Genomic DNA, 22,800 nt, shown 5'->3' with positions numbered 1-22,800 from the left:
CATGACCACCCCGCCCGCACCGGCCTTCTGGAGCCCGCGCGTCGGCGCGCTCGAGCCCTACGTGCCCGGCGAGCAGCCGCGCATCGCCAACCTCGTCAAGCTCAACACCAACGAGAACCCGTACCCGCCATCGCCGGACGCCATCGCGGCGATCCAGCGCGCGGCGGCCGACGGCCTCGAACGCTACCCCGACCCCACGTCGCTCGCGCTGCGCGAAGCCGTGGCACGCCGCCACGGCCTGCAGGTCGGCGAAGTGTTCGCGGGCAACGGCTCGGACGAGGTGCTCGCGCACGCGTTCTTCGCCTTCTTCCAGCAGGCGCAGCCGCTGCTGATGCCCGATGTGAGCTACAGCTTCTACAAGGTCTATGCCCAGCTCTACGGCATCGCCTGCGAGCAGCTGCCGGTCGATGAGGGCCTGCGCATCGACATCGATGCCTTCGCAGCGCGCGCACGGCAGGGCTGCGGCGGCATCGTCATCGCCAACCCGAACGCGCCGACCGGCATCGGCCAGCCGCTGGCGCGCATCGAGCAGCTGCTGGCGGCGTGCCCGGATCGCGTCGTGCTGGTCGACGAGGCGTATGTCGATTTCGGCGGCGAGAGCGCGCTGTCGCTGATCAGTCGGTATCCGAACCTGCTCGTGGTGCAGACGCTGTCCAAGTCGCGCTCGCTGGCCGGGCTGCGCGTCGGTTTCGCCTGCGGGCAGGCGCACCTGATCGACGCGCTCGTGCGGGTCAAGGACAGCTTCAATTCGTACCCGATCGACCGGCTGGCGTCCGCCGGCGCCGTGGCCTCGCTCGACGACGAGGCGTGGTTTCGCAAGACACGCGACCAGGTCGTCGACACGCGCGAAGGCCTGACTCTGCAGCTCGAGGACCTGGGCTTCGAGGTGCTGCCGTCGCAGGCCAACTTCGTGTTCGCGCGCCATCCGCAACGCGATGCGGCCGAGCTGGCCGCCTTGCTGCGCGAGCGCGCGGTGCTGGTGCGGCATTTCAGGCAGCCGCGCATCGCGCAGTACCTGCGCATCAGCATCGGCACGCGGGACCAGTGCAGCGCGCTCGTGCAGTGCCTGCAGGACATCCTGGCCTGACCTCCCGAGGCAAGCCCATGTCGACCCTTCATGCCGATCCGCGCGCTGTTGCCTGCACATCGTTCTGGCAAGCCTTGAGCGACAGGCTCGAGAGCCTGCATGCCTTGTCGGGCCCCGCGCTGGTGGAGGCGCTGAACGCGCTGCTGCAGCCCTTCTTTCCGAACCTGGCCGCCGAAGTGCTGGGCGACCCGCCGGCTTTCACGCTCGTGCTGACGGCGCATGGCGCCGAAGACGATTTCGAAGACCTCATGGCCCTGGTGCACAGCGCGCCCGCGTTGCCCCAGGTCGAGGTGGAGGCCTTCCGGCAGCGCATGCGCGAAGGTTTCAGCATGCGCATGAACGACTTCGAACTGGCCTGCTCGGACGTTCTCGTGAAGCACGAGCCCTACAAGGGGCGGGTGGCGCTGGAGATCGGCTTTGCCAAGCCCATTCCGATGGACATGCAGGACCACGCGCGCCACATGAGCCTGATCATGCTCGACCACATCCTGGGCGAGTACGACTTCGCCGTGAAGGTCGGGCCGGTCGATCACGTCGAGGCCGATGCGCAAGCGGATTTCGATGGCGTGCCGCTCGATGACTTCGTGCCTCTGTTCGACGCATGCTGGCGCGAGGACCTGGGCCACACCGGCGTGTTTCCCGCGGGCGAGCACGGCTGGTCCGGCCTGACGGCCACGCGCACCGCCGAGGACGGCAGCGAGGTCGAGGCGGTCGTGATGCGAAACGACGCCGCGAACGCGCTGCTCGGGCGTGCCGACCTGGGCCATCGGCTCTCGGCCGCCATCCCCGTCGAGTCGGGCGAAGAACTGGACGAGGCGCGTGGCTACGAAGACCGGCTGACCGCGCTGCTGCAGACGCACGGCGAAGGCTGCTGCACGCACATCGTGCTGGAGGCGGGCGTCCGCACCGTGCACTTCCATGTGGCCGATCCGCAGGCGGCCATAGCGCATGCCCAATCGGTTCAGGAAGCGCTGGACTTGCCGGTGACGCTTGACCTTGCGTTCGACCCGACCTGGAAGTCGTACCGCACCTGGCTGGCTTGAGCGCGGCCGGCCCCTCGGTGCACCGTCAGTAGCGCGTCTGGCTCAGCTCGGCGAACAGCTCGCCGTAGATCTTGTAGCGCGAGGCGCTGATCGGGCCAGCTTGCGTCGGCGTTTCGACGTTCGAGATCACGCCGCAGCCGGGTTCGTGCAGATGGGTGCAGTTGTAGAACTTGCAGTCGCCCGTGTGCTCGGCGATGTCGGGCATGAGGCCGGCGAGCTGCATCGGCTCGATGTGGTTCAGGCCGAATTCCTGGAAGCCCGGCGAGTCGATGAGGCCCGTGGTGCGGGCCTCGTCGATCCAGTACCAGGTGGTGCTGGTGGTCGTGTGCTTGCCTGAATTGAGGGCCTGCGAAATCTCTTGGGTCAGCACGCTCGCGCCGGGCACCAGCAGGTTGGTGAGCGTGCTCTTGCCCGAGCCGGACGGGCCGAGCACCAGGGTCGACTTGCCCGCCAGCAGTTTCATCAGCGAGGCGTAGTCCGCCTCGCCCGAGGCCTTGAGCGACAGCGGCAGCACGCCGTGGTGCATGCGGCGGTAGGGCGCCAGCTTGGCCCAGGCGCGCGCAAAGGGTTCGACGAGGTCGCTCTTGTTGAGCGCGATGATGGGCGTGATGCGCTCGGCCTCGGCCGCGATCAGCGCGCGTGCCAGCTGGTGTTCGGAAAACTCGGGCTCGGCCGCGATCAGGATCAGCACGTGGTCGAGGTTGGCCGCGAACGACTTGGTGCGGATCTCGTCCTGCCGGTAGAAGAGGTTGCGCCGCGGCAGCACCTCTTCGATGGTGCCTTCGTCTTCGGTGGCCTGCCAGCGCACGCGGTCGCCGACCACAGCCTGGCTCTTCTTGCCGCGCGGATGGCAGATCAGCCGCTCGCCCGTGGGCGTTTCGACGAGGCAGTGACGCCCGTGGCTGGCGACGACGAGGCCGTCGTGGTGCGCCTTCCCCGTGTTGTGCGCAGCGGGGGGGAAGGCGGCGCGGCCCGGCTTAGCCACAGGCGCGTGTCCTCATGCGGCGGGGCTCGCGACCAGCGCGTCGGCTTGTCGTGCGCAGTCGAAGTCGGTGATCGAGAGGCCGTTCACATCGTGCGTGTTGAAGCGCACCACGCAGCGGTTGTAGTGCACCGACAGGTCGGGGTGGTGGTCCTGCGTGTGAGCCACCATCGCCAGCGCATTCACGAAGGCGATGGTCTCGAAGTAGTTCGCGAAGGTGAAGGTCTTCTCGATGGCGACATCGGCGCCGTCGCCGGTGAGCTTCCAGCCGTCGAGCTGGGCCAGGCCCGAGACGATCTCGGTGGCGCTCAGGGCCTTGCGGGGCGGAAGGTTCTTCCAGTCCTTGGGTTTGAACATGCTGCTCATGAGGGGCTTCGCTGAAATAGGGGGTCGAGGGTCACGCCGCGGTCATGCGCGCAAGGCGCTCGGAGGCGGGCGGGTGGGAGTAGTAGAACTTGACGAACACCGGGTCGGGTGTGAGCGTCGAGGCGTTGTCCTGGTAGAGCTTGAGCAGGGCGGCCGACAGGTCGGCGCCGCTGGTCTGCGCCACGGCGTAGGCGTCGGCCTCGAACTCGTGCTTGCGCGACAGGCGCGCCGGCAGCGGGGCGACGAAGAAGCTGAACACCGGCACGGCCAGCATGAACAGCAGCAGCGCCAGCGCGTTGTTGGGCGCGGCCGGCGACAGGTTGGGCTGCACGCCCAGGCCGGCGTAGAACCAGACCTGCGTCGAGACCCAGCCCAGCAACGCAAAGCCGGCCAGGCTCAGCGCGAACATCGCGATGAGCCGCTTCACGATGTGGCGGTGCTTGAAGTGGCCGAGTTCGTGCGCGAGCACGGCCTCGACTTCGCCGGCGTTGAGCTGGCGCAGCAGCGTGTCGTAGAACACCACGCGCTTGCTGGCGCCGAAGCCGGTGAAGTAGGCATTGGCGTGCGCGCTGCGCGTGCTGCCGTCCATCACGAACAGGCCCTTGGCCGCGAAGCCGCAGCGCTTCATGAGCGCCGTGACGCGCGCCTTGAGCGTCGGGTCGTCCAGCGGCTTGAACTTGTTGAACAGCGGCGCGATGAAGGTCGGGTAGATCAGCATCAGCAGCAGGTTGAAGCCCATCCACGCGCCCCAGGCCCAGAGCCACCAGAGCGTGCCGGCCGCACCCATGAGCCACAGGATGAGCGCCGCGATCGGCAGCCCGATCAGCGCGCCGAGCAGCGTCGACTTGACGGTGTCGGTGAGCCAGAGCTTCCAGGTCATCTTGTTGAAGCCGAAGCGCTCCTCGAGCCGGAAGGTCTGCCACAGCGTGAACGGCAGCTCCAGCAGGCCGCCGATGAGCGCAAAGGCCGCCAGCAGCACCAGTTGCTGCACCATGCCGCCGCCCAGCCACACCAGCAGCAGCTTGTTCAGCAGGTCGAGCCCGCCGAGCAGCGTCCAGCCCAGCAGCAGGGCGGCGCCCCAGGCCATTTCGACGAGCCCGAAGCGCGCCTTGGCGATCGTGTAGTCGGCCGCCTTCTGGTGCGCGGCGAGCGTGATGGTTTGTGCAAAAGCTTCCGGCACGGCGCCGCGGTGGCGCGCCACGTGGCGCACCTGGCGGGTGGCCAGCCAGAACTTCACGAGCAGGCCCGCCACGAGCGCCGCCGCGAAGGCAAGGGTGAAGATGAGCGAATAAGACATCATGAAGCGGCGAGTTTAGTCCGCGGTCCATGGGGGTGCAGGCCTTCGACGACAATCCTGCGATGCCCGAATCCCTTGACCCGACGCCCCCCGCAGCCGCCCCCACCCTGAAGAAAAGCGACCAGAACCTGGTCTGGCTCGACTGCGAAATGAGCGGCCTCGACCCCGAGAAAGAGCGCCTGCTCGAGATCGCCGTGGTCGTCACCGGCCCCGACCTCACACCCCGCATCGACGGCCCCGTGCTCGTCATCCACCAGAGCGACGCCGTGCTCGACGCCATGGACGCCTGGAACAAGGGCACCCACGGCCGCAGCGGCCTGATCGACAAGGTGAAAGCCTCCACGCTCGACGAAGCCGCGGCCGAGCAGCAGCTGCTCGAATTCATCGCCAAGTACATCCCCAGGAGCGGCTCGCCGATGTGCGGCAACACCATCGGGCAGGACCGGCGCTTCCTGGTCAAGTTCATGCCCAAGCTCGAGGCGTACTTCCACTACCGCAACCTCGACGTCAGCACCCTCAAGGAGCTGGCCAAGCGCTGGAAGCCCGCGGCCTACACCGCCTTCAAGAAGCAGCAGGCGCACACCGCGCTGGCCGACGTGCACGAGTCCATCGAGGAGCTGGCGCACTACCGGGAAACCTTCCTGCGCTTGGTGGATTGACAACAATTAGGTAAAAACCCGAAGCCGTGCCATAATCGCAGGCTTCGCTGATTTGAATGCGTCTTTGGACACAGATCAGCGTCTCTCGCATCTCCCTATCTTGCACACCGCGCCCGATCGCATTCGCTGATCAAAAAGGGCCGCAGCCTCCGACGAAAGCCGGAAGTTGAATGTCGTTGGATGGTTGATGTTTTTAACCACCAACGGGGCGCCGCCTACGGCAGCGCTCGCGTTTGAGATTGATATTCATGACCGACGCTTTTGAAGCGCAGGGCGAACTCGCGCCTGTGCAATCCGCTACCCATAACGAATTCACCGCTGTCGCGGAAACCGTGTCCGAGGCTCCGATCCTCGACGCACTGGACGCTGCAGCCCCCGAGGCCGCCGAAGCCGAGGCGCCCGCCGCGCCCAACGGTTTCATCAAGCTGGGCCTTGCCCCCGAACTGATCGCCGCCGTGGCCGACATGGGTTTCACCCAGCCGACCACCGTGCAGGAAAAGGTCGTGCCGATCGCCATGGGCGAAGCCGGTTCGGCCCGTTTCGTCGACCTGATGGTGTCCAGCCAGACCGGCTCGGGCAAGACCGCCGCCTTCCTGCTGCCCGTGCTGCACACGCTGATCAAGCGCCAGGCCGAAGCCGAAGCCGAAGCCAAGGCCGAGTTCCAGCGCCTGGCCGCTGAAGCCGCTGCCCGTGGCGAAGCGCCGCTCAAGAAGCCCAAGCGCAAGGACCCGACCAACGCCCGTCATTTCAAGGCCGCCACCCCCGGCGCCCTGATCCTGTGCCCGACGCGCGAACTCGCGCAGCAAGTTGCGCACGACGCCATCGAACTGGTTCGCCATTGCCGCGGCCTGCGCGTTGCCAACGTGGTGGGCGGCATGCCCTACCAGCTGCAAATCGCCAAGCTGCAGAACGCCGACCTCGTGGTTGCCACGCCGGGCCGCCTGCTCGACCTGCAGCGCTCGCAGCAGCTCAAGCTCGACCAGGTCAAGTTCCTGGTGGTCGACGAAGCCGACCGCATGCTCGACCTCGGCTTTGCCGACGACCTGGCTGAAGTCAACCAGCTCACCATCGAGCGCCAGCAGACCATGATGTTCAGCGCCACCTTCGCGCCGCGCATCCAGCAGCTGGCCCAGCGCGTCATGCGCGAGCCGCAGCGCATCACCATCGACAGCCCGCAAGAGAAGCACGCCAACATCAAGCAGTCGCTGTACTGGGCCGACAACAGCCAGCACAAGCGCAAGCTGCTCGACCACTGGCTGCGCGACACCAGCATCAACCAGGCGATCGTGTTCGCCAGCACGCAAGTCGAGTGCGACGGCCTCGCCAACGACCTGCAGCAAGAAGGCTTCAGCGCCGTCGCGCTGCACGGCGCCCTGAGCCAGGGCCTGCGCAACCGCCGCCTGATGGCACTGCGCCAGGGCCAGGTGCAGATACTGGTGGCCACCGACGTTGCCGCCCGCGGCATCGACGTGCCGACCATCACCCACGTCTTCAACTTCGGCCTGCCGATGAAGGCCGAGGACTACACCCACCGCATCGGCCGCACCGGCCGTGCCGGCCGCGATGGCCTGGCCATCACGTTTGCCGAGTTCCGCGATCGCCGCAAGATCATGGACATCGAGCACTACAGCCGCCAGCAGTTCAAGGCGGAAGTGGTGGCCGGCCTCGAGCCGCAACAGCGCATGCCGCAATCGCGTCCCCCGATGGGCGAGTACCGCGGCGGCCGCGGCGACAACTTCTCGCGCGATCGCAAGTTCGGCAACGGCGGCGCGGGCGGCGGCGGTGGCTACCGCGGCAACAACAACGGTGGCGGCTATGCCGGCGCCAGCGGCTTCAACGACCGCAATTCGCGCGGCCCGGCCCAGGGCCAAGGCCCGCGCGGCTTCCAGGGCGGCCAGAACGCCGGCTTCGGCGGCGGTCGTGACGAAGGCAGCAATGGCGGCGGCTACGGTCGCAAGCCGGGCTGGGGCGACAGCGCCCCGCGCGGCGGCCACGGCCATGGCGGCGGTCGCGGCGACGGCGGTTTCGCACCCCGTGAAGGCTTTGCACCCCGCGAAGGTTTCGCACCGCGCGGCAACGGCGCCGGTCACGGCGGCCCGGGCAAGGTGTTCGTGCCCCGCGACGCGCAAAAGCGCGCGTTCAAGCCCAGCCGCTGATCGCCCTCGCAAGCGGCCCTGAACAAGGCCGCTTCCCCCAAAAAGCCCGCGCTTCTCACGAACGCGGGCTTTTTCGTTGTCGGGTTTCCGAGCACTCCGGCGCCCATGAAGTTGGTTGACACCTGAATCGATGAAAAGTAATGTAATGGCGCATTGCTTCTCCCCGGTCCGTTCGCGGCTGCCGGTTCATCGACACCTGTTCTCGACTTTCGATCATGAAAATTGCGATTCTTGGGGGTGGCCACGGCGCCTATGCGGCCGCCGCGGACCTGTCTGAAACCGGCCATGAAGTGCGCCTGTGGCGCCGCGACGCGGCGGCGCTCGAACCGGTCGTGCGCGCCGGCGCGATCACGCTGAAGGATGCGAACGGCGCGCGCGAGGTGCCCATTGCCCTTGCCACCGCCGACATAGGCGCCGCGCTGAAGGGCGCCGAACTCATCGTCATTCCCACGCCCGCCATCGCCCAGCACGACATCGCGCTGGCCATGGCGCCGCACCTGGTCGATGGCCAGGTCGTGTTCCTGCCGCCGGGCACCTTCGGCAGCTACGTGATGGCGCAGGCGGTGAAGGCCGCCGGCAACCGCGCCGACGTGGCCTGGGCCGAGACCGGCACCTTGCCGTACCTCGCGCGCAAGCACGGCGAGCGTGAAGTCAACGTCACCATCCGCGCCATCCGACTGCCCACCGGCGTCTACCCGGCGCGCAAGGAGGCGCAGGCCATCGAGGTGATCCGCCGCGCCTACCCGGTCGTGCACGGCTGCGGCGACGCGCTCTCGGGCGCGCTGATGAACGCCGGCCCCGTCATCCATCCGCCGCTGATGGTGATGAACGCCGCCCCCTTGCAGCACTTCGAGCGCTGGGACATCCACAACGAAGGCACGCAACGCGCCGTGCGCGACGTGACCGACCGGCTCGACCGCGAGCGCATGGCCGTGCGCGAGGCCTTCGGGCAGGGCGCGCCGCACTATCCGCTGGCCGACCACTACAACAACGACCAGTGGATGTACGGTGATGCGCACAAGCAGCTCGTCAAGTCGGGCGACTGGCGCGAGAACATCGACCTGCACACGCACCGCTACATCACCGAAGACACCGAGCTCGGCCTGGCCTTCCTGGCCTCGGCCGCGCGCCATGCGGGCGTGGATGCGCCCATTGCGCACGGCCTGCTGGCCATCGTCGGCGGCTTCCTCGGGCGCGACCTGCGCCAGGGCCCGCGCACCTTCGAAAGCCTGGGTCTCGCGAGCCTGAGCGCGGCCCAGCTGAAGCAGAGGTTGCACGATGGCGAATGAGCCCGCGCCGCCGCGCTTTGCCGCCGTGGGCGCCGGCCGCATGGGGCGCGGCATCGCCATCGCGTTCGCCTATGCGGGCCACCGCATCGCGCTGATCGACCTGCGCCCGCGCACGCCCGAGGCATGGCAACGGCTGCGCGACGAGGCGCAGGCGGAGATCACCGCGAGCCTCTCAGGCCTTGCGCAGCTCGGCGTGATCGATGCCTCGCAGGTCGAGCGCATCGCCGCGCGCGTGGACTTCGTGAACGCGGCAGAAGCACCGCGCGCACTGGCCGCCGCCGAGCTGGTGTTCGAAGGAGTGCCCGAAACCATGGAGGCCAAGCGCGAGGCCTTCGAGCAGCTCAACCGCCATTGCCGCGACGACGCGATCCTCACCTCGACCACGAGCAGCATCCTCGTGACGCAGCTGGCCGCGCTGGTGCGGCGGCCCGAGCGCTTCCTGAACATGCACTGGCTCAACCCGGCCTACGTGATTCCCGTGGTCGAACTGAGCTGCCACCCCGGCACCGACGCCGGCGTGCTCGCGCGCACGAAGGCACTGATGGAGGCCATCGGCAAGCTGCCCGTGGTCTGTGGCGCGTCGCCCGGCTACATCGTGCCGCGCCTGCAGGCGCTCGTGATGAACGAGGCGGCCCGCATGATCGAAGAAGGTGCTGCCACAGCGGAAGAAATCGACAAGGCCACGCGCTACGGCCTGGGCCTGCGCTTCGCGGCGCTCGGCGTGGTCGAGTTCATCGACTTCGGCGGCTGCGACATCCTGCACCACGCGAGCCGCGAGATGGCGGCCTCGCTCGACGCGGGGCGCTACACCGCGCCAGCCATCGTCGGGCGCATGGTCGAGGAAGGGCGGCTGGGCCTGAAGAGCGGCAGCGGCTTCTACGACTACGCGGGCCGCGACACCGCCGCCTACCGGCGCGACGTGCTCTCGCGCACGCTCGGCGAACTGAAGCACGCGGGCCTGTGGCGCGCGCCGGCCGACGAGACGCTGTCATGACGATCCGCCGCGCCTTCGCCGACCTGTCGGTGGGGCAGGTGCACCACGCCGTGTGCGGTGATGCGCAGGCGCCGGCCGTGCTGCTGCTGCACCAGTCGCCGCGCAGCTGGGCCGAGTACCGCGAGGTGCTGCCGCTGATCGCCGGCGCGGGCTACCGCACCATCGCCATGGACACGGCGGGCTTCGGCGATTCAGCCGACGGCGGCGTGCCGGCAAGCATTGCGCAGTGGGCGCGCGTCGCGTGCGAGCTGCTCGATGCGCTCGGCATCGCGCAAGCCGACGTGGTGGGGCACCACACCGGCGGCGTGATCGCGATCGAACTGGCCGCGGCGTTTCCCGAGCGCGTGCGCAGCCTCGTGCTCTCGTCCACGCCGTACACCGACGAGGTGTTTCGCCGCGCCCGCGCGCAGCGTCCGCCCATCGACGAAGTGGCGCCCAGCGACGATGGCAGCCACCTCGCCGCGCTGTGGCAGAGGCGGCAGGCCTTCTATCCGCCGGAGCGCCCCGACCTGCTCGAAGCCTTCGTGCGCGATGCGATGAAGGTCGGTCATCGTGTCGAAGAAGGGCACCGCGCCGTGGCCTCGTACCGCATGGAAGAGCGCATCGGCCGTGTGACGCAGCCGACGCTCATCGTGCGCGCCACGCTCGACCCGTTCGCCGCGCCGCATGCGGCAGAGCTGCAGCACTACCTGCCGCAGGCGCGCATCGTCGACATCGACGGCGGCATGGTGCCCTTGCCCGACCAGATGCCCGAAGCCTTCGCACGCACGGTGCTCGACTTTCTGGCGACGCGGCCATGAAGGCCGTTCGCATCCATGGCTTCGATGCCGCGCCGGTGCTCGAAGACGTGGCCGACCCCGTGGCGCGACCCGGCCGCACCCTCGTGCGCATGCAGGCCGCCACCGTCGGCCACATCGATCGCACCGTGTGGCAAGGCCGCTTCCTGCGGCATCCGCCGCTGCCGTACACGCCGGGCGTGGAAGCGGCGGGCGTGGTCGTCGCGAGCGAGCGGTATGCAGAAGGGCAACGCGTGTGGTTGCGCGGCAGTGGCTTGGGCACGCTGTTCGACGGCACCTGGTGCGAGCTGATCGATGCGCCTGACGATGCACTCGGCGTGTTGCCCGATGCCGTGCCGATGCCACTCGGTGCAGCGTTCTTCTCGCCCACCACATCGGCGTGGTTCGCCTTGCATGAGGTCGCCCGATTGCAGTCTGGAGAGCAAGTGTTGGTGACGGGCGCGAGCGGCGCGGTGGGTTCTCTGGTGATGCAGCTGGCACGCAATGCAGGCTGCACCGCAACGCCTGTCGATCCGAAAGCCGCACCGCCAGAAGTCGCCAGCACCGACCTGCTCATCGACACCGTCGGCGGCGACGTGCTCGCGGCGGCCTTGCCTGCCGTGCGCCCTGGCGGTCGCGCCGTGCTGGTCGGCTACACCGCCGGCCCGACGCTGCAGCTGGACATCGCGCACTTCCTGCAGCGCGACGTGGCGCTGCTGCCGCTCAATATGTTCCGGCGCGAAGCCGCAGGCCGCGCAGCCGCTCCAGAGTTGCTTGCGAGGCTGGCCGACGGCCGCCTGCACCTCGACATGAAGCCCTTCGCGCTCGCCGATGCAGCCCTCGCGCTCGACTGGATCGCCAGACGCGGTCATGGCGGCCATCGCGGCCGCGCGGTGCTCGTGCCCTAGCCGGGCCCCGCGTTTCAGTCTTCGTCCGGCACCTCGACCGGCACATGCACATGCAGGTCGATCATCTGCCGCAGCGTCTGCTTGAGCTCTTCGGCGCGTCGCAGGCCGAAGGGTTCGAGCACGCGGCGCTCGTGCTCGCGCGCCAGTTCCATCAGGTGCTCGACCGCCTTCAGCCCCGCGGGCGTGATGCGCACCAGCGTGATGCGGCGATCACTTTCATGGGGCAGGCGCTCGACCTGGCCGCGCGCTTCCATGCGGTCGAGCAGCCGTGTCACCGTCGGCTGCTTGGTCACCGTCACTTGCGCGAGCTGGCCGATGCTGACCGCGTCGCTGCCCGCCAGCGACGCCATCACGCGCCACTCCGACACCGAGAAGCCCTGCTGCCGCGCCACCTCGTGGAACTCCGACGAGATCAGCTGGCTGGCCTGCGCGAGCAGCGCGGGCAGGTAGTCATCGACGAAGCGATGGGTTTCCTTGAGCGGTTCAGACATGAAGGCGCCTCCTGTTTGCCGCAGGCATGCGGATTGCATGGCTAGGGTAATTCATGATTGTGGATACATTCATTTCTAAACATTATAGGAACCGTGATGTGACCCCGGGGCCGCATCCTCCCACGAGAAAGAAGAAGGACATCCATGGCTGAGCGTTCGTTCGTCGAAGAAGTCAAGAAGCTGAGACTTACTGGTGGAGAAGTGTTCCGCGGCGAAGGCATTCTGGCCGTCACCAAGGCCCTGCTGGAGTCGGGGGTGTCGTATGTGGCGGGCTACCAGGGCGCGCCCATCTCGCACCTGATGGACGTGCTGGCCGACGCGCAGGACATCCTGGCCGACCACGGCATCCGCTTCGAGAACAGCGCGAGCGAAGCCACCGCCGCCGCCACGCTGGCCGCCTCCGTCAACTACCCGCTGCGCGGCGCCGTCACCTTCAAGGCGACCGTGGGCACCAACGTGGCGTCCGATGCGTTGGCCAACCTGGCCTCGGGCGGCGTCACCGGCGGCGCGCTCATCATCGTGGGCGAGGACTACGGCGAAGGCTCGTCGATCATGCAGGAGCGCAGCCATGCGTTCGCCATGAAGTCGCAGATCTGGCTGCTCGATCCGCGGCCCAACCTGCCGAGCATCGTCGATGCGGTGAAGACCGGCTTCGACCTCTCGGAGGCCAGCAACACACCCGTGATGCTGCAGCTGCGCATCCGCGCCTGCCACGTGCACGGCCACTTCATTGCTGGCGACAACAAGCGCGCCAAGTTCACGCTGAAGGAAGCGCTGGAGAACCCGCAGCGCGACGTCAGCCGCATCGTGCTGCCGCCCGCGAGCTTCGTGCATGAACAGGAGAAGGTGAAGGACCGCTGGCCCGCCGCCGTGCGCTTCATCGAGGAGCGCCAGCTCAACGAGTTCTTCTCGGCCGATGCCGACGACATCGGCATCATCGTGCAGGGCGGCAGCTACAACACGCTGCTGCGTGCGCTCGAACGCCTGGGCCTGGCCGACGTGTACGGCGAGACCCGCGTGCCGCTGTATGTGATGAACGTGGCCTATCCCGTCATCGAGAGCGAAGTCATCCGCTTCTGCGAAGGCAAGCGCGCCGTGCTCATCGTGGAAGAAGGCCAGCCCAATTTCGTCGAGCAGAACCTCGCGACCATCCTGCGCCAGGCCGGCTCCACCACCGCGCTGCATGGCAAGGACATGCTGCCCGTGGCCGGCGAATACACGACGCTCGAACTGCTCAAGGGCACGCGCACCTTCTGCGAGCGCTACGAACGCCTTGCGCCGCTGCCCGTGCCCGCACCGGTGCGCAAGGTGATTCCGCTGAAGGAAGTGGCGGCCATCGGCGTCGATGCCGCGCCTGAACCCGCTGAGCCGTCGAGCGCGCTCGGCGACGTGGTGCATTCGCGTCCGCCGGGTTTTTGCACCGGCTGCCCCGAGCGCCCGATCTTCAGCGCGATGAAGCTGGTCGAGCGCGAACTCGGTGCGCACCACGTGAGCGCCGACATCGGCTGCCACCTGTTCTCGATCCTGCCGCCCTTCAACATCGGCAACACGACGATGGGTTACGGCCTCGGCGGCGCAGGCGCCTCGGCACTCAACGCACCGGCCGGCAAGCGCGCGATCTCGATGATGGGCGACGGCGGTTTCTGGCACAACGGCCTGACGAGCGGCGTGGCCAACGCGGTCTTCAACAAGAGCGACAACCTCACCATCATCGTCGACAACAACTACACCTCGGCCACGGGCGGACAGGACATCCTCTCGTCGACCGCCGTCAACAAGACGCGCAGCACCGGCCACGAGATCGAGCGCGCCGTGCGCGGCGTGGGCGTCGAATGGGTGAAGACGATGCGCCGCACCTACGACGTCGCCGGCATGCGCGATGCGCTCAAAGACGCACTCACCACCACGAAAAAGGGCCCCAAGGTCCTCATCGCGCAATCGGAGTGCATGCTCAACAAGCAGCGCCGCGAGAAGCCGCTGGTGCGCAAGGCCATCGTCGACGGCAAGCGCATGGTGCGCGACAAGTTCGGCGTCGATGCCGACACCTGCACCGGCGACCACTCGTGCATCCGCCTGTCGGGCTGCCCGTCGCTCTCGATCAAGCCCAACCCCGATCCGCTGCGCATCGACCCCGTCGCCACCGTGCTCGACAGCTGCGTGGGCTGCGGCAACTGCGGCGACGTGTCGCACGCGGCCGTGCTGTGCCCCTCGTTCTACAAGGCGCAGGTCGTGAGCAACCCGACCGCCTGGGACCGCTTCCGCCAGCGCGTGCGCACCGCCGTCATCGGCTGGCTGCAGCGCGGCGACGCGCGCCGCCGTGACGCCTATGCCTTCTGACGCCATGACGAACAAGGTTCAACCGATAAAGATTGCGATCCTCGCCATGGGCGGGGAGGGCGGCGGCGTGCTTGCCGACTGGATCGTCGACATGGGCGAGGCCAACGGCTACGTCGCCCAGACCACCTCCGTGCCGGGCGTGGCCCAGCGCACCGGCGCGACCATCTACTACGTCGAGCTGTACCCCGATGCACAGGCCCACGCCGATGGCGGGCGCCCCGTGCTCGCGTTGATGCCGCTGCCGGGCGATGTCGACGTGGTGCTCGCCTCCGAACTCATGGAAGCCGGCCGCGCGGTGCAGCGCGGGCTGGTCACGCGCGACCGCACCACGCTCATCGCTTCGACGCACCGCGTCTTCTCCATTGCCGAAAAGAGCGCCATGGGCGACGGCCGCGTCGACAGCGACCAGCTGCTCGCCCACACCGCGCGCGCCGCCAAGCGCTTCATCCGTTTCGACATGGCGCAGGCCGCCGAAGCGGCGGGCAGCGTGATCAGCGCCGTGCTATTCGGCACGCTCGCAGGCTCGGGCGTGCTGCCCTTCGGCCGCGCGCAGTTCGAGGCCACCATCGAGCGCGGCGGCGTGGGCGTGAAGCCCAGCCTCAAGGCCTTCGGTGCGGCCTTCGACCGCGCCCAGGACGGCGACGACGGCGAACCCGCCAAGGTCGCACCGACCGCCACGCCCGCGCCGCAACCGCGCCACCCGGCCGTGCGCGCACTGGTCGAGCGCGTGCAGCGCGACTTTCCGCTGCCCGCGCACGACTTCCTGCTCGAAGGCGTGCGCCGCCTCATCGACTACCAGGACCTGGCCTACGCCGGCCTCTACCTCGACCGCATGGACGCTGTTGCGAAGCTGCCCGACGACGCCCACCGCCTGCTGCGCGAAACCGCGCGCCACCTGGCGCTGTGGATGTCCTACGAAGACACGGCCCGCGTCGCCGCCCTGAAGACCCGCGCCACCCGCTTCGAGCGCGTGCACGGCGAGGCCGGCGTGCAGCCGGGCCAGCTGCTCGCCATCCACGAGTACATGCACCCGCGCCTGCAGGAAATCTGCGAGACGCTGCCCGGCGGCCTGGGCCGCTGGCTCATGCATTCCACGTTGCCGAAGAAGGTCGTCGAGCGCTTCACACAGCACGGCCGCGTGATCCGCACCAGCTCGCTGCGCGGCTACCTGATGCTGCGCATGGTCGCGGCCTGCAAGGGCTGGCGCCGCTCGACGATGCGCTACGCCGACGAAAACCGCCGCATCGAAGAATGGCTGCAACGCATCGCCGCCACTGCACCGCGTAACCCCGCGCTGGCCGTCGAGCTTGCCCAGTGCCAGCGCCTGGTCAAGGGCTACAGCGACACGCACGAGCGCGGCCTGCGCAACTACGACACCGTGATGCGCGCGTTCGAGCGCGCGGGTGCCGCGCTGGCGCCCGCCACCCTGCGCGAACTGCGCGACGCGGCGCTCGCCGACGAACACGGCCACAAGCTGCAGGCCGCGCTGGTGCAGCACGCCTTGGCCTGAAGGGACCCGAACCATGACCGCCCCCACGCTCCAGCTTCGCGTCGCCGAAGCGCGCGCCCTCAACCCGCTGATCCGCCTGCTGCGCCTGCGCGCCGAAGACGGCCGCGCGCTGCCCGGCTTCGCCGCCGGCGCGCACATCCGCGTGCAGGTGACGCTGGCCGACGGCACCACCGACTGGCGCCACTACTCGCTCATCAACTTCGCCACCGAGCGCAGCGCCACCAACGCCCCGACCGACTACGTGATCGCCGTGCGCAAGGAAGCCGACGGCCGCGGCGGCTCGCGCTTCATGCACGAAGGGCTGGCCGAGGGCAGCGTGCTCACCATCGAGCCGCCGAAGAACGACTTTCCGCTGCACACCGGCCCGGGCGGCACGGTGCTGGTGGCCGGCGGCATCGGCGTCACGCCGCTGGCGTCGATGGCCGCGCGCCGCCGCGCCGAAGGCGCCGCCGTGCGCATGCACTACGCCGGCCGCAGCCGCGACCTGATGGCCTTCCTGCCCGAGCTGCAGGCGCTTCTGGGCGACGACCTGCGCGTGCACGCCGACGCCGAGGCCGGCGCGCCGCTGGACATCGACGCGCTGCTCGACGCCGTGCCCGCCGGCGACCGGCTCTACGTGTGCGGCCCCAAGGTCATGCTCGACGCCGTGCTCGCGCGCACCCAGGCCCGCGGCTGGGAGCACGACCGCGTGCACTTCGAGCTTTTCACCGAACCCGTCGTGGAGGAGGGCGACCAGCCCTTCGAAGTGGAGCTTGCCCAGTCGGGCCAGCGCTTCACCGTGCCGGTCGGCCAGAGCATCCTCGACTGCCTCATCGAGCACGGTTGCGACCCGATGTTCGATTGCAAGCGCGGCGAGTGCGGCGTGTGCGCCGTGCCCGTGATCGAGGGCGAGATCGACCACCGCGACTACGTGCTCACCGCCCGCGAGAAGGCGGAAGGCACCGTCATGCAGATCTGCATCTCGCGCGCCAAGGGAGCGCGCCTGGTGCTCGACCTCTGAGAAAAGCCAGCCAGGAAGGAGCCAGGAGAACCATGCCTTCGTACCGAGACAACCCCGATGCCGTTCGCGCGCTCGTGCAGAACGACCGCGTGCACCGCGACCTGTACACCAGCCAGGAGCTTTTCGAGCTGGAGCAGGAGCACTTCTTCGCCAACACCTGGAACTACGTCGGCCACGAGAGCCAGCTGCCGAAGTCGGGCGACTGGATCACCAACGAGATCGCGGGCCGCCCGCTGATCGTCGTGCGCCACAGCGACGGCAGTGTGCGCGTCATGATGAACCGCTGCGCCCACAAGGGCTCGCGCCTGGTGAACGGGCCCTGCGGCAACACCGGCAAGTTCTTTCGCTGCCCGTACCACGCCTGGACCTTCAAGACCGACGGCGCGCCGCTGGCCATTCCACTGAAGACGGGCTACGAAAACACGCAACTCCACGAATGCGAATCCGGCAAGGGCCTCACCCCCGTGAAGCACGTGCGCAGCCACCGCGGCTTCATCTTCGTGAAGATCAACGACGCGGGCCCCGACTTCGACGAGTACTTCGGCGACTCGCTGAGTTCCATCGACAACATGGCCGACCGCTCGCCCGAGGGCGAACTCGAAATTGCCGGCGGTTGCCTGCGCTTCATGCACCAGTGCAACTGGAAGATGTTCGTCGAGAACCTCAACGACACCATGCACCCGATGGTGGCGCACGAGTCGTCGGCCGGCACCGCCAAGCGCATGTGGGCCGACAAGCCGGAAGACGAGCCCAAGCCCATGGCCGTGGAGCAGTTCGTGCCCTTCATGTCCGACTACAAGTTCTTCGAGGACATGGGCATCCGCACGTATGACCACGGCCACAGCTTCACGGGCGTGCACTTCAGCATCCACAGCAAGTACAAGGCGATCCCCGAATACGACGACGCCATGAAGGCGCGCTACGGCGAAGAGAAGACGGCGCAGATCCTGGGCATGGCGCGGCACAACACCGTGTATTACCCGAACCTCACGATCAAGGGCGCGATCCAGGCGATCCGCGTGGTCAAGCCCATCTCGGCCGACAAGACCCTCATCGAGAGCTGGACCTTCCGCCTCAAGGGCGCGCCGCCCGAGCTGCTGCAGCGCACCACCATGTACAACCGCCTCATCAACTCGCCGTTCTCGGTGGTGGGCCACGACGACCTGCAGGCCTACCGCGGCATGCAGGCCGGCCTGCACGCCAGCGGCAACGAGTGGGTGAGCCTGCACCGCGACTACGACGAATCGGAGTTGAAGGGCGGCGAGATCACCACGGGCGGCACCAACGAGCTGCCCATGCGCAACCAGTACCGCAGCTGGGTGCAGCGCATGACGGAGACGATGTAATGGCCGCCGTCAATATCACCCGCCAGGACCTCGTCGACTTCGTCGTCAACGAAGCGCGCCTGCTCGACACCCGTCGCTACGAGGAATGGAACGCGCTCTTCACCGACGACGCGTTCTACTGGATTCCGCTCGTGCCCGACCAGGAAGACGGCCTCAACCACACCTCGCACCTGTACGAAGACAAGCTGCTGCGCGAGCTGCGCATCGAGCGCCTGAAGAGCCCGCGTGCCTTTTCGCAGCAGCCGCAAAGCCGCTGCCACCACCTGCTGCAGGTGCCCGTGGTCGAGACCTTTGACACCGAGGCCCAGCGCTTCGTGGTGCGCACCGAGTTCCACTACACCGAGTCGCAGGGCGACGAGCTGCAGTTCTACGTCGGCACCTTCTTCCATCACCTCACGGTGCAGGACGGCGCGCTGCGCATGACGCTCAAGCGCGTCGACCTGCTCAACTGCGACGCGGCGCTTCCGGCCGTGCAGCTCTTCATCTGACAGGGACGCGATGACCCACGCCACCGTCCACCAGGTGTTCGCCGCCACGGCCGCGCGCACCCCGCAGGCCGAATTCCTCTTCACCGAATCGGTGACCGCCGCAGCCTACGGCATCGCTGCCGGCGCCATCCGCTGGGGCGAAGCCGCCGCGCAGATCGAACGGCTGCGCGCCGCCTACGCACGGGCCGGCTACGGCCACGGCCACCGCGTCGGCCTGCTGCTGGAGAACCGGCCCGCCTTCATCTTCCACTGGCTCGCGCTGAACGCGTTGGGCGCGAGCGTGGTGCCGATCAATGCCGAGATGCGCTCGGCCGAGCTGGTCTACCTCATCGGCCACAGCGAGATCGGCCTGGCCGTCACGCTGCCCGAGCGCGCCGCCGACCTGCAGGCCGCCGCCGCGCAGGCCGGTGTGGCCTTCGAGACCATGGGCCCCGACGATGCCGTGCCGCCCGCGAAGACCGCCGCGCCGCGCGCCGGTGAGCCCGTGGGCACCGACACCGAATGCGGCCTGCTCTACACCTCGGGCACCACGGGCCGGCCCAAGGGCTGCATCCTGAGCAACGCGTACTTCCTGCGCGCCGGCGAGTGGTATGCCGCGCTGGACGGCGTGTGCAGCATCCGCCCCGATGCCGAACGCGTCATCACGCCGCTGCCGCTCAACCACATGAACGCGATGGCGTTCTCGACCATGGTGGTGCTCGTGGCCGGCGGTTGCCTCGTGCAGCTCGACCGATTTCATCCGAAGAGCTGGCTCGCCAGCGCGAAGGAGAGCGGCGCGACCATCGTTCACTACCTGGGCGTGATGCCCGCGATGCTGCTGTCGGCCCCCGCGTCGGCGGCCGACCGCGACCACGCGATCCGCTGGGGCTTCGGCGCCGGCGTCGACCGCAAGAACCACGCGCCCTTCGAGGAGCGCTTCGGCTTCCCGCTGGTCGAGGCCTGGGCCATGACCGAGACCGGCGCGGCCGCCTGCATCATGGCCAACCGCGAGCCGCGCCTCGTGGGCACCAGCTGCTTCGGTCGGCAGGAAGACTTCGTCGAGATCCGCCTCATGGGCGAGGACGGCAGCGACGTGGGCACCGACATGCCCGGCGAACTGCTGGTGCGCTCGGCCGGCGCCGACCCGCGCCGCTACTTCTTCTCCGGCTACCTGAAGGACGAAGAAGCCACGCGCGAAGCCTGGGCCGACGGCTGGTTCCACACCGGAGACCTCGTGCGCCGCGATGCCGACGGCAACTTCTTCTTCGTCGATCGCAAGAAGAACGTGATCCGCCGCAGCGGCGAGAACATCTCGGCCGTCGAGGTCGAGAGCGTGCTCAACCAGCACCCGGCCGTGAAGACCTCGGCCGTGGCCGCCACGCCCGATGCGGTGCGCGGCGACGAGGTGCTCGCTTGCATCGTGCTGCGCGACGGCAGCGATGCGTCGCAGCGCGAAGCGGTCGCGGCCAGCATCGTCCAGCATGCGCTCGCGCAGCTGGCGTACTACAAGGCGCCCGGCTACGTGGCCTTCGTCGACGCGCTGCCGCTCACGCCTTCGCAGAAGATCCAGCGCGGCCAGCTGCGCGAGATGGCGCAGTCGCTGCCGGGCCAGGGCCATTGCATCGACACGCGCTCCATGAAGAAGAGGCAGGCATGACGAAACGCAACCGGCTTTCCTACGAAGGCGTCGCGGTCGCGGTGCCCGTCACCGTGCCCTACGTGCGCTACTCCACGCGCACCGCGCACTGGTTCGTCGGCCAGGCCATCGACGCGCTGGTGCAGGCCAGCGGCGTGGCCAAGGAGCAGATCGACGGCCTGTGCCTGAGCAGCTTCTCGCTCGCACCCGACACGGCCGTGGGCGTCACGCAGCACCTGGGCCTGTCGCCGCGCTGGCTCGACCACATGCCCACCGGCGGCGCCTCGGGCGTGATGTGCCTGCGCCGCGCCGCGCGTGCGGTGCAGGCGGGCGATGCCGACATCGTCGCCTGCGTGGGCGCCGACACCAACCACGTCGACTCCTTTCGCCAGACGCTGGGCAGCTTCAGCAACTTCGCGCGCGACGCCAGCTACCCCTACGGCTCGGGCGGCCCGAACTCGATCTTCGCGTTCATCACCGCCAACTACATGCGCACCTACGGCGCCACGCGCGAAGACTTCGGCCGCATCTGCGTGGACCAGCGCACCAACGCGCTGGGCAACCCCAACGCCATGTTCAAGAAGGGCCTCACGCTCGACGAGTACATGGCCGCGCGGCCGATCTCCGACCCGATCCACCTGTTCGACTGCGTGATGCCCTGCGCCGGCGCCGACGCCTTCCTCGTGATGAGCGAGGAGCGTGCGCGCGACCTGGGCCTGGCGCACGTCGTCATCCGCGGCGCCATCGAGCGCCACAACGCCTACGCCGAAGACCCGGTGATGGTGCAGGGCGGCTGGCGCAAGGACCGCGACGACCTCTACGCGCAGGCCGGTGTGCAGCCCGCCGCGCTCGACTTCGTGCAGACCTACGACGACTACCCCGTCATCGTGATGATGCAGTTCGAAGACCTGGGCTTCTGCGAGAAGGGCGAGGGCTCGGCCTTCGTGCAGGCCAACACCATGACCTTCGACGGCAGCTTTCCGAACAACACCAGCGGCGGCCAGCTCTCGGCCGGGCAGGCCGGTGCGGCGGGTGGCTTCCTCGGCGTGGTCGAGGCAATTCGCCAGTTGACCGACCAGGCCGGCGCGCGCGCCGTGCCCAATGCCCAGCTGGGCCTCGTCGCCGGTTTCGGCATGGTGACCTATGACCGCTGCCTCTGCACAGGCGCCGTCATCCTCGGGAGACCCGCATGACCATGCCGATGATGCGCCCCCCGCGCAAGAACCCGGTGCTGCGCACCCGGCAGATGAACCTGCCGCCCGGCGCGCGCGGCCGTGTCGCGCTCGGCCTCACGGCCGCCGCCGCCGAAGGCCGCTTCGAGCTGCAGACCTGCGAAGACTGCGGCACGGTGCAGTACCCGCCGCGCGAGGTCTGCCACAAGTGCCTGTCGTCGGCGTTGCGCTGGCGCCAGCAGAGCGGCGAGGGCGCGCTGCTCGGCAGCACCACGCTGCACCACAGCAACGACCTGTTCTTTCGCGAGCGGCTGCCCTGGCGGCTGGGCCTGGTGCACCTGGATGCCGGCCCCACGCTCATGGTCCACCTGCACGGCGAGGTCGGCGATGCGCCCACGCGCGTGCGCGTCGGCGCCCGGCTCGACCGCGCCGGCCAGGCCGTCCTCATTGCTTTTCCGACTGAAGGGAGTCCCCACATGGCCGACGACAAGATGCTGCGCGAAATGACCAGCGACCCCAAGTTCCGCAAGGTGCTGGTGACCGACGGCAAGACCGAGACGGGCCAGGCCCTCGTGCGTGCGCTGGTGAAGGCCGGCGCCGACATCGTCTGGGTCGGCCATGCCGAACCGTGGAAGAAGATGGGCGACGGGCTCGACGACATCTCGGCGCTGCCGCAGGTCACGCTCGTGCCGCTGGACCTCACCAACGGCCGCCAGGTGACCGAGCTGGCCGGCTCCATCGGCGGCAAGGTCGACATCGTGATCAACAACGCCGAGGTGCACCGCACCTTCGGCATCGGTGCGCGCCGCGGCACCGACGTGGCCAAGGCCGAGATGGACATCAACTACTTCGGCCTGCTGCGCCTGGCGCAGGAGTTCGGCCCCGCGCTCAAGGGCCGCTCGGCCGACGGCGCCACGGGCGCGACGGCGTGGGTCAACCTGCTGTCGATCTACGCGCTGAGCAACTTCCCGCCGCACGGCACCTTCAGCGCCTCGAAGGCCGCGGCGCATTCGCTCGCGCAGTGCCTGCGCGCCGAGATGCGGCCCGCTGGCATCCGCGTGATCAACGTGTTCCCCGGCCCCATCGACGACGAATGGAACCAGCACACGCCGCCGCCCAAGCTGGCATCCACCGCGCTGGCCAACGCCATCGTGAAGGCGCTGCGCGACGGCGTGGAAGACGTGTACCCGGGCGACGTGGCGCAGGAGTGGCTGGAGCGCTGGCGCGACAACCCGAAGGTGCTCGAACGCGAACTGGCCGCTGGCGGCTGAGAACAGGAGCCAC

20 protein-coding genes are annotated in these 22,800 nt (G+C 68.6%); 16 read left to right on the top strand and 4 right to left on the bottom strand.

All coding sequences use genetic code 11. The features are described 5' to 3' along the window. Nucleotide 1 precedes the first annotated feature (1 nt). A complete protein-coding gene (gene hisC / locus AC07SQ_RS26585) occupies nt 2-1,087 on the top strand; it encodes a histidinol-phosphate transaminase (protein ID WP_159275692.1) in 1,086 nt (361 codons plus the stop codon). Between the two features lie 17 nt (nt 1,088-1,104). Beyond that, entirely contained in the window at nt 1,105-2,130 is a 1,026-nt protein-coding gene (locus tag AC07SQ_RS26580) for a hypothetical protein (RefSeq protein WP_495271842.1), read from the top strand. A gap of 25 nt (nt 2,131-2,155) precedes the next feature. On the opposite strand, the gene rsgA is transcribed toward AC07SQ_RS26580, so the two are convergent. The 3 genes from rsgA to AC07SQ_RS26565 are packed head-to-tail and all read right to left on the bottom strand — an operon-like array spanning nt 2,156 to nt 4,775. Next, entirely contained in the window at nt 2,156-3,115 is a 960-nt protein-coding gene (gene rsgA / locus AC07SQ_RS26575) for a ribosome small subunit-dependent GTPase A (protein ID WP_495271841.1), read from the bottom strand. Nucleotides 3,116-3,127: 12 nt separating this feature from the next. Next, on the bottom strand, nt 3,128-3,478 hold the full coding sequence (locus AC07SQ_RS26570) for a 4a-hydroxytetrahydrobiopterin dehydratase (RefSeq protein ID WP_095746391.1): 351 nt from the start codon (nt 3,476-3,478) through the stop codon (nt 3,128-3,130). A 31-nt stretch (nt 3,479-3,509) separates the two neighbouring features. Next, nucleotides 3,510-4,775: a M48 family metallopeptidase gene (locus tag AC07SQ_RS26565; RefSeq protein WP_495271840.1), complete on the bottom strand. Its 1,266-nt coding sequence runs from the start codon at nt 4,773-4,775 to the stop codon at nt 3,510-3,512. Nucleotides 4,776-4,837: 62 nt separating this feature from the next. Here AC07SQ_RS26565 and orn point away from each other — a divergent pair, with 62 nt between their 5' ends. The 6 genes from orn (at nt 4,838) to AC07SQ_RS26535 (ending at nt 11,557) form a co-directional block, all read left to right on the top strand. Then, on the top strand, nt 4,838-5,434 hold the full coding sequence (orn, locus tag AC07SQ_RS26560; RefSeq protein ID WP_070062329.1) for an oligoribonuclease: 597 nt from the start codon (nt 4,838-4,840) through the stop codon (nt 5,432-5,434). Nucleotides 5,435-5,682: 248 nt separating this feature from the next. Then, a complete protein-coding gene (locus AC07SQ_RS26555) occupies nt 5,683-7,590 on the top strand; it encodes a DEAD/DEAH box helicase (RefSeq protein ID WP_495271839.1) in 1,908 nt (635 codons plus the stop codon). A 215-nt stretch (nt 7,591-7,805) separates the two neighbouring features. Next, the gene (locus AC07SQ_RS26550; protein ID WP_495271838.1) at nt 7,806-8,879 is read left to right on the top strand and encodes an NAD/NADP octopine/nopaline dehydrogenase family protein; all 1,074 of its coding nucleotides are present in this window, start codon (nt 7,806-7,808) and stop codon (nt 8,877-8,879) included. After that, nucleotides 8,869-9,873 (top strand): 3-hydroxybutyryl-CoA dehydrogenase, encoded by a 1,005-nt coding sequence (locus tag AC07SQ_RS26545; protein WP_495271837.1) that lies wholly within the window; start codon nt 8,869-8,871, stop codon nt 9,871-9,873. The genes AC07SQ_RS26550 and AC07SQ_RS26545 overlap by 11 nt, the downstream gene beginning before the upstream one ends. Beyond that, complete coding sequence (locus AC07SQ_RS26540; protein ID WP_495271836.1) at nt 9,870-10,673, top strand: alpha/beta fold hydrolase; 804 nt, start codon at nt 9,870-9,872, stop codon at nt 10,671-10,673. The genes AC07SQ_RS26545 and AC07SQ_RS26540 overlap by 4 nt, the downstream gene beginning before the upstream one ends. Then, nucleotides 10,670-11,557, top strand: a complete 888-nt coding sequence (locus AC07SQ_RS26535; RefSeq protein WP_495271835.1) for a quinone oxidoreductase family protein — start codon at nt 10,670-10,672, stop codon at nt 11,555-11,557. The genes AC07SQ_RS26540 and AC07SQ_RS26535 overlap by 4 nt, the downstream gene beginning before the upstream one ends. Nucleotides 11,558-11,571: 14 nt before the next feature. On the opposite strand, the gene AC07SQ_RS26530 is transcribed toward AC07SQ_RS26535, so the two are convergent. After that, nucleotides 11,572-12,048, bottom strand: a complete 477-nt coding sequence (locus AC07SQ_RS26530) for a MarR family winged helix-turn-helix transcriptional regulator (RefSeq protein ID WP_099791754.1) — start codon at nt 12,046-12,048, stop codon at nt 11,572-11,574. Between the two features lie 144 nt (nt 12,049-12,192). Between AC07SQ_RS26530 and AC07SQ_RS26525 the strand changes: the two genes are divergently transcribed. Genes AC07SQ_RS26525 through AC07SQ_RS26490 form a run of 8 tightly spaced genes read left to right on the top strand, consistent with a single transcriptional unit; the run spans nt 12,193 to nt 22,787 of the window. Next, nucleotides 12,193-14,385 carry a thiamine pyrophosphate-dependent enzyme gene (locus AC07SQ_RS26525; protein WP_495271834.1) on the top strand — a complete coding sequence of 731 codons (2,193 nt, stop codon included), beginning with the start codon at nt 12,193-12,195 and terminating at the stop codon, nt 14,383-14,385. A 4-nt stretch (nt 14,386-14,389) separates the two neighbouring features. Further along, nucleotides 14,390-15,895, top strand: coding sequence for an indolepyruvate oxidoreductase subunit beta family protein (locus AC07SQ_RS26520; RefSeq protein WP_495271833.1), 1,506 nt, complete (start codon nt 14,390-14,392; stop codon nt 15,893-15,895). Between the two features lie 13 nt (nt 15,896-15,908). Then, nucleotides 15,909-16,895, top strand: coding sequence for a PDR/VanB family oxidoreductase (locus tag AC07SQ_RS26515; protein ID WP_495271832.1), 987 nt, complete (start codon nt 15,909-15,911; stop codon nt 16,893-16,895). 32 nt (nt 16,896-16,927) lie between these two features. Further along, nucleotides 16,928-18,241: an aromatic ring-hydroxylating dioxygenase subunit alpha gene (locus AC07SQ_RS26510; RefSeq protein WP_495271831.1), complete on the top strand. Its 1,314-nt coding sequence runs from the start codon at nt 16,928-16,930 to the stop codon at nt 18,239-18,241. Further along, complete coding sequence (locus AC07SQ_RS26505; RefSeq protein ID WP_495271830.1) at nt 18,241-18,729, top strand: aromatic-ring-hydroxylating dioxygenase subunit beta; 489 nt, start codon at nt 18,241-18,243, stop codon at nt 18,727-18,729. Before AC07SQ_RS26510 ends, AC07SQ_RS26505 begins: the two co-directional genes overlap by 1 nt. 10 nt (nt 18,730-18,739) lie before the next feature. Then, a complete protein-coding gene (locus tag AC07SQ_RS26500; RefSeq protein WP_495271829.1) occupies nt 18,740-20,365 on the top strand; it encodes an AMP-binding protein in 1,626 nt (541 codons plus the stop codon). Then, the gene (locus AC07SQ_RS26495; RefSeq protein ID WP_495271828.1) at nt 20,362-21,537 is read left to right on the top strand and encodes a thiolase family protein; all 1,176 of its coding nucleotides are present in this window, start codon (nt 20,362-20,364) and stop codon (nt 21,535-21,537) included. Before AC07SQ_RS26500 ends, AC07SQ_RS26495 begins: the two co-directional genes overlap by 4 nt. Next, on the top strand, nt 21,534-22,787 hold the full coding sequence (locus AC07SQ_RS26490; RefSeq protein WP_495271827.1) for an SDR family NAD(P)-dependent oxidoreductase: 1,254 nt from the start codon (nt 21,534-21,536) through the stop codon (nt 22,785-22,787). The genes AC07SQ_RS26495 and AC07SQ_RS26490 overlap by 4 nt, the downstream gene beginning before the upstream one ends. Nucleotides 22,788-22,800 lie beyond the last annotated feature (13 nt).

This window comes from Variovorax sp. GW821-FHT06D12 (assembly GCF_059419205.1).
This window is presented reverse-complemented; position numbering and strand designations above follow the sequence as displayed.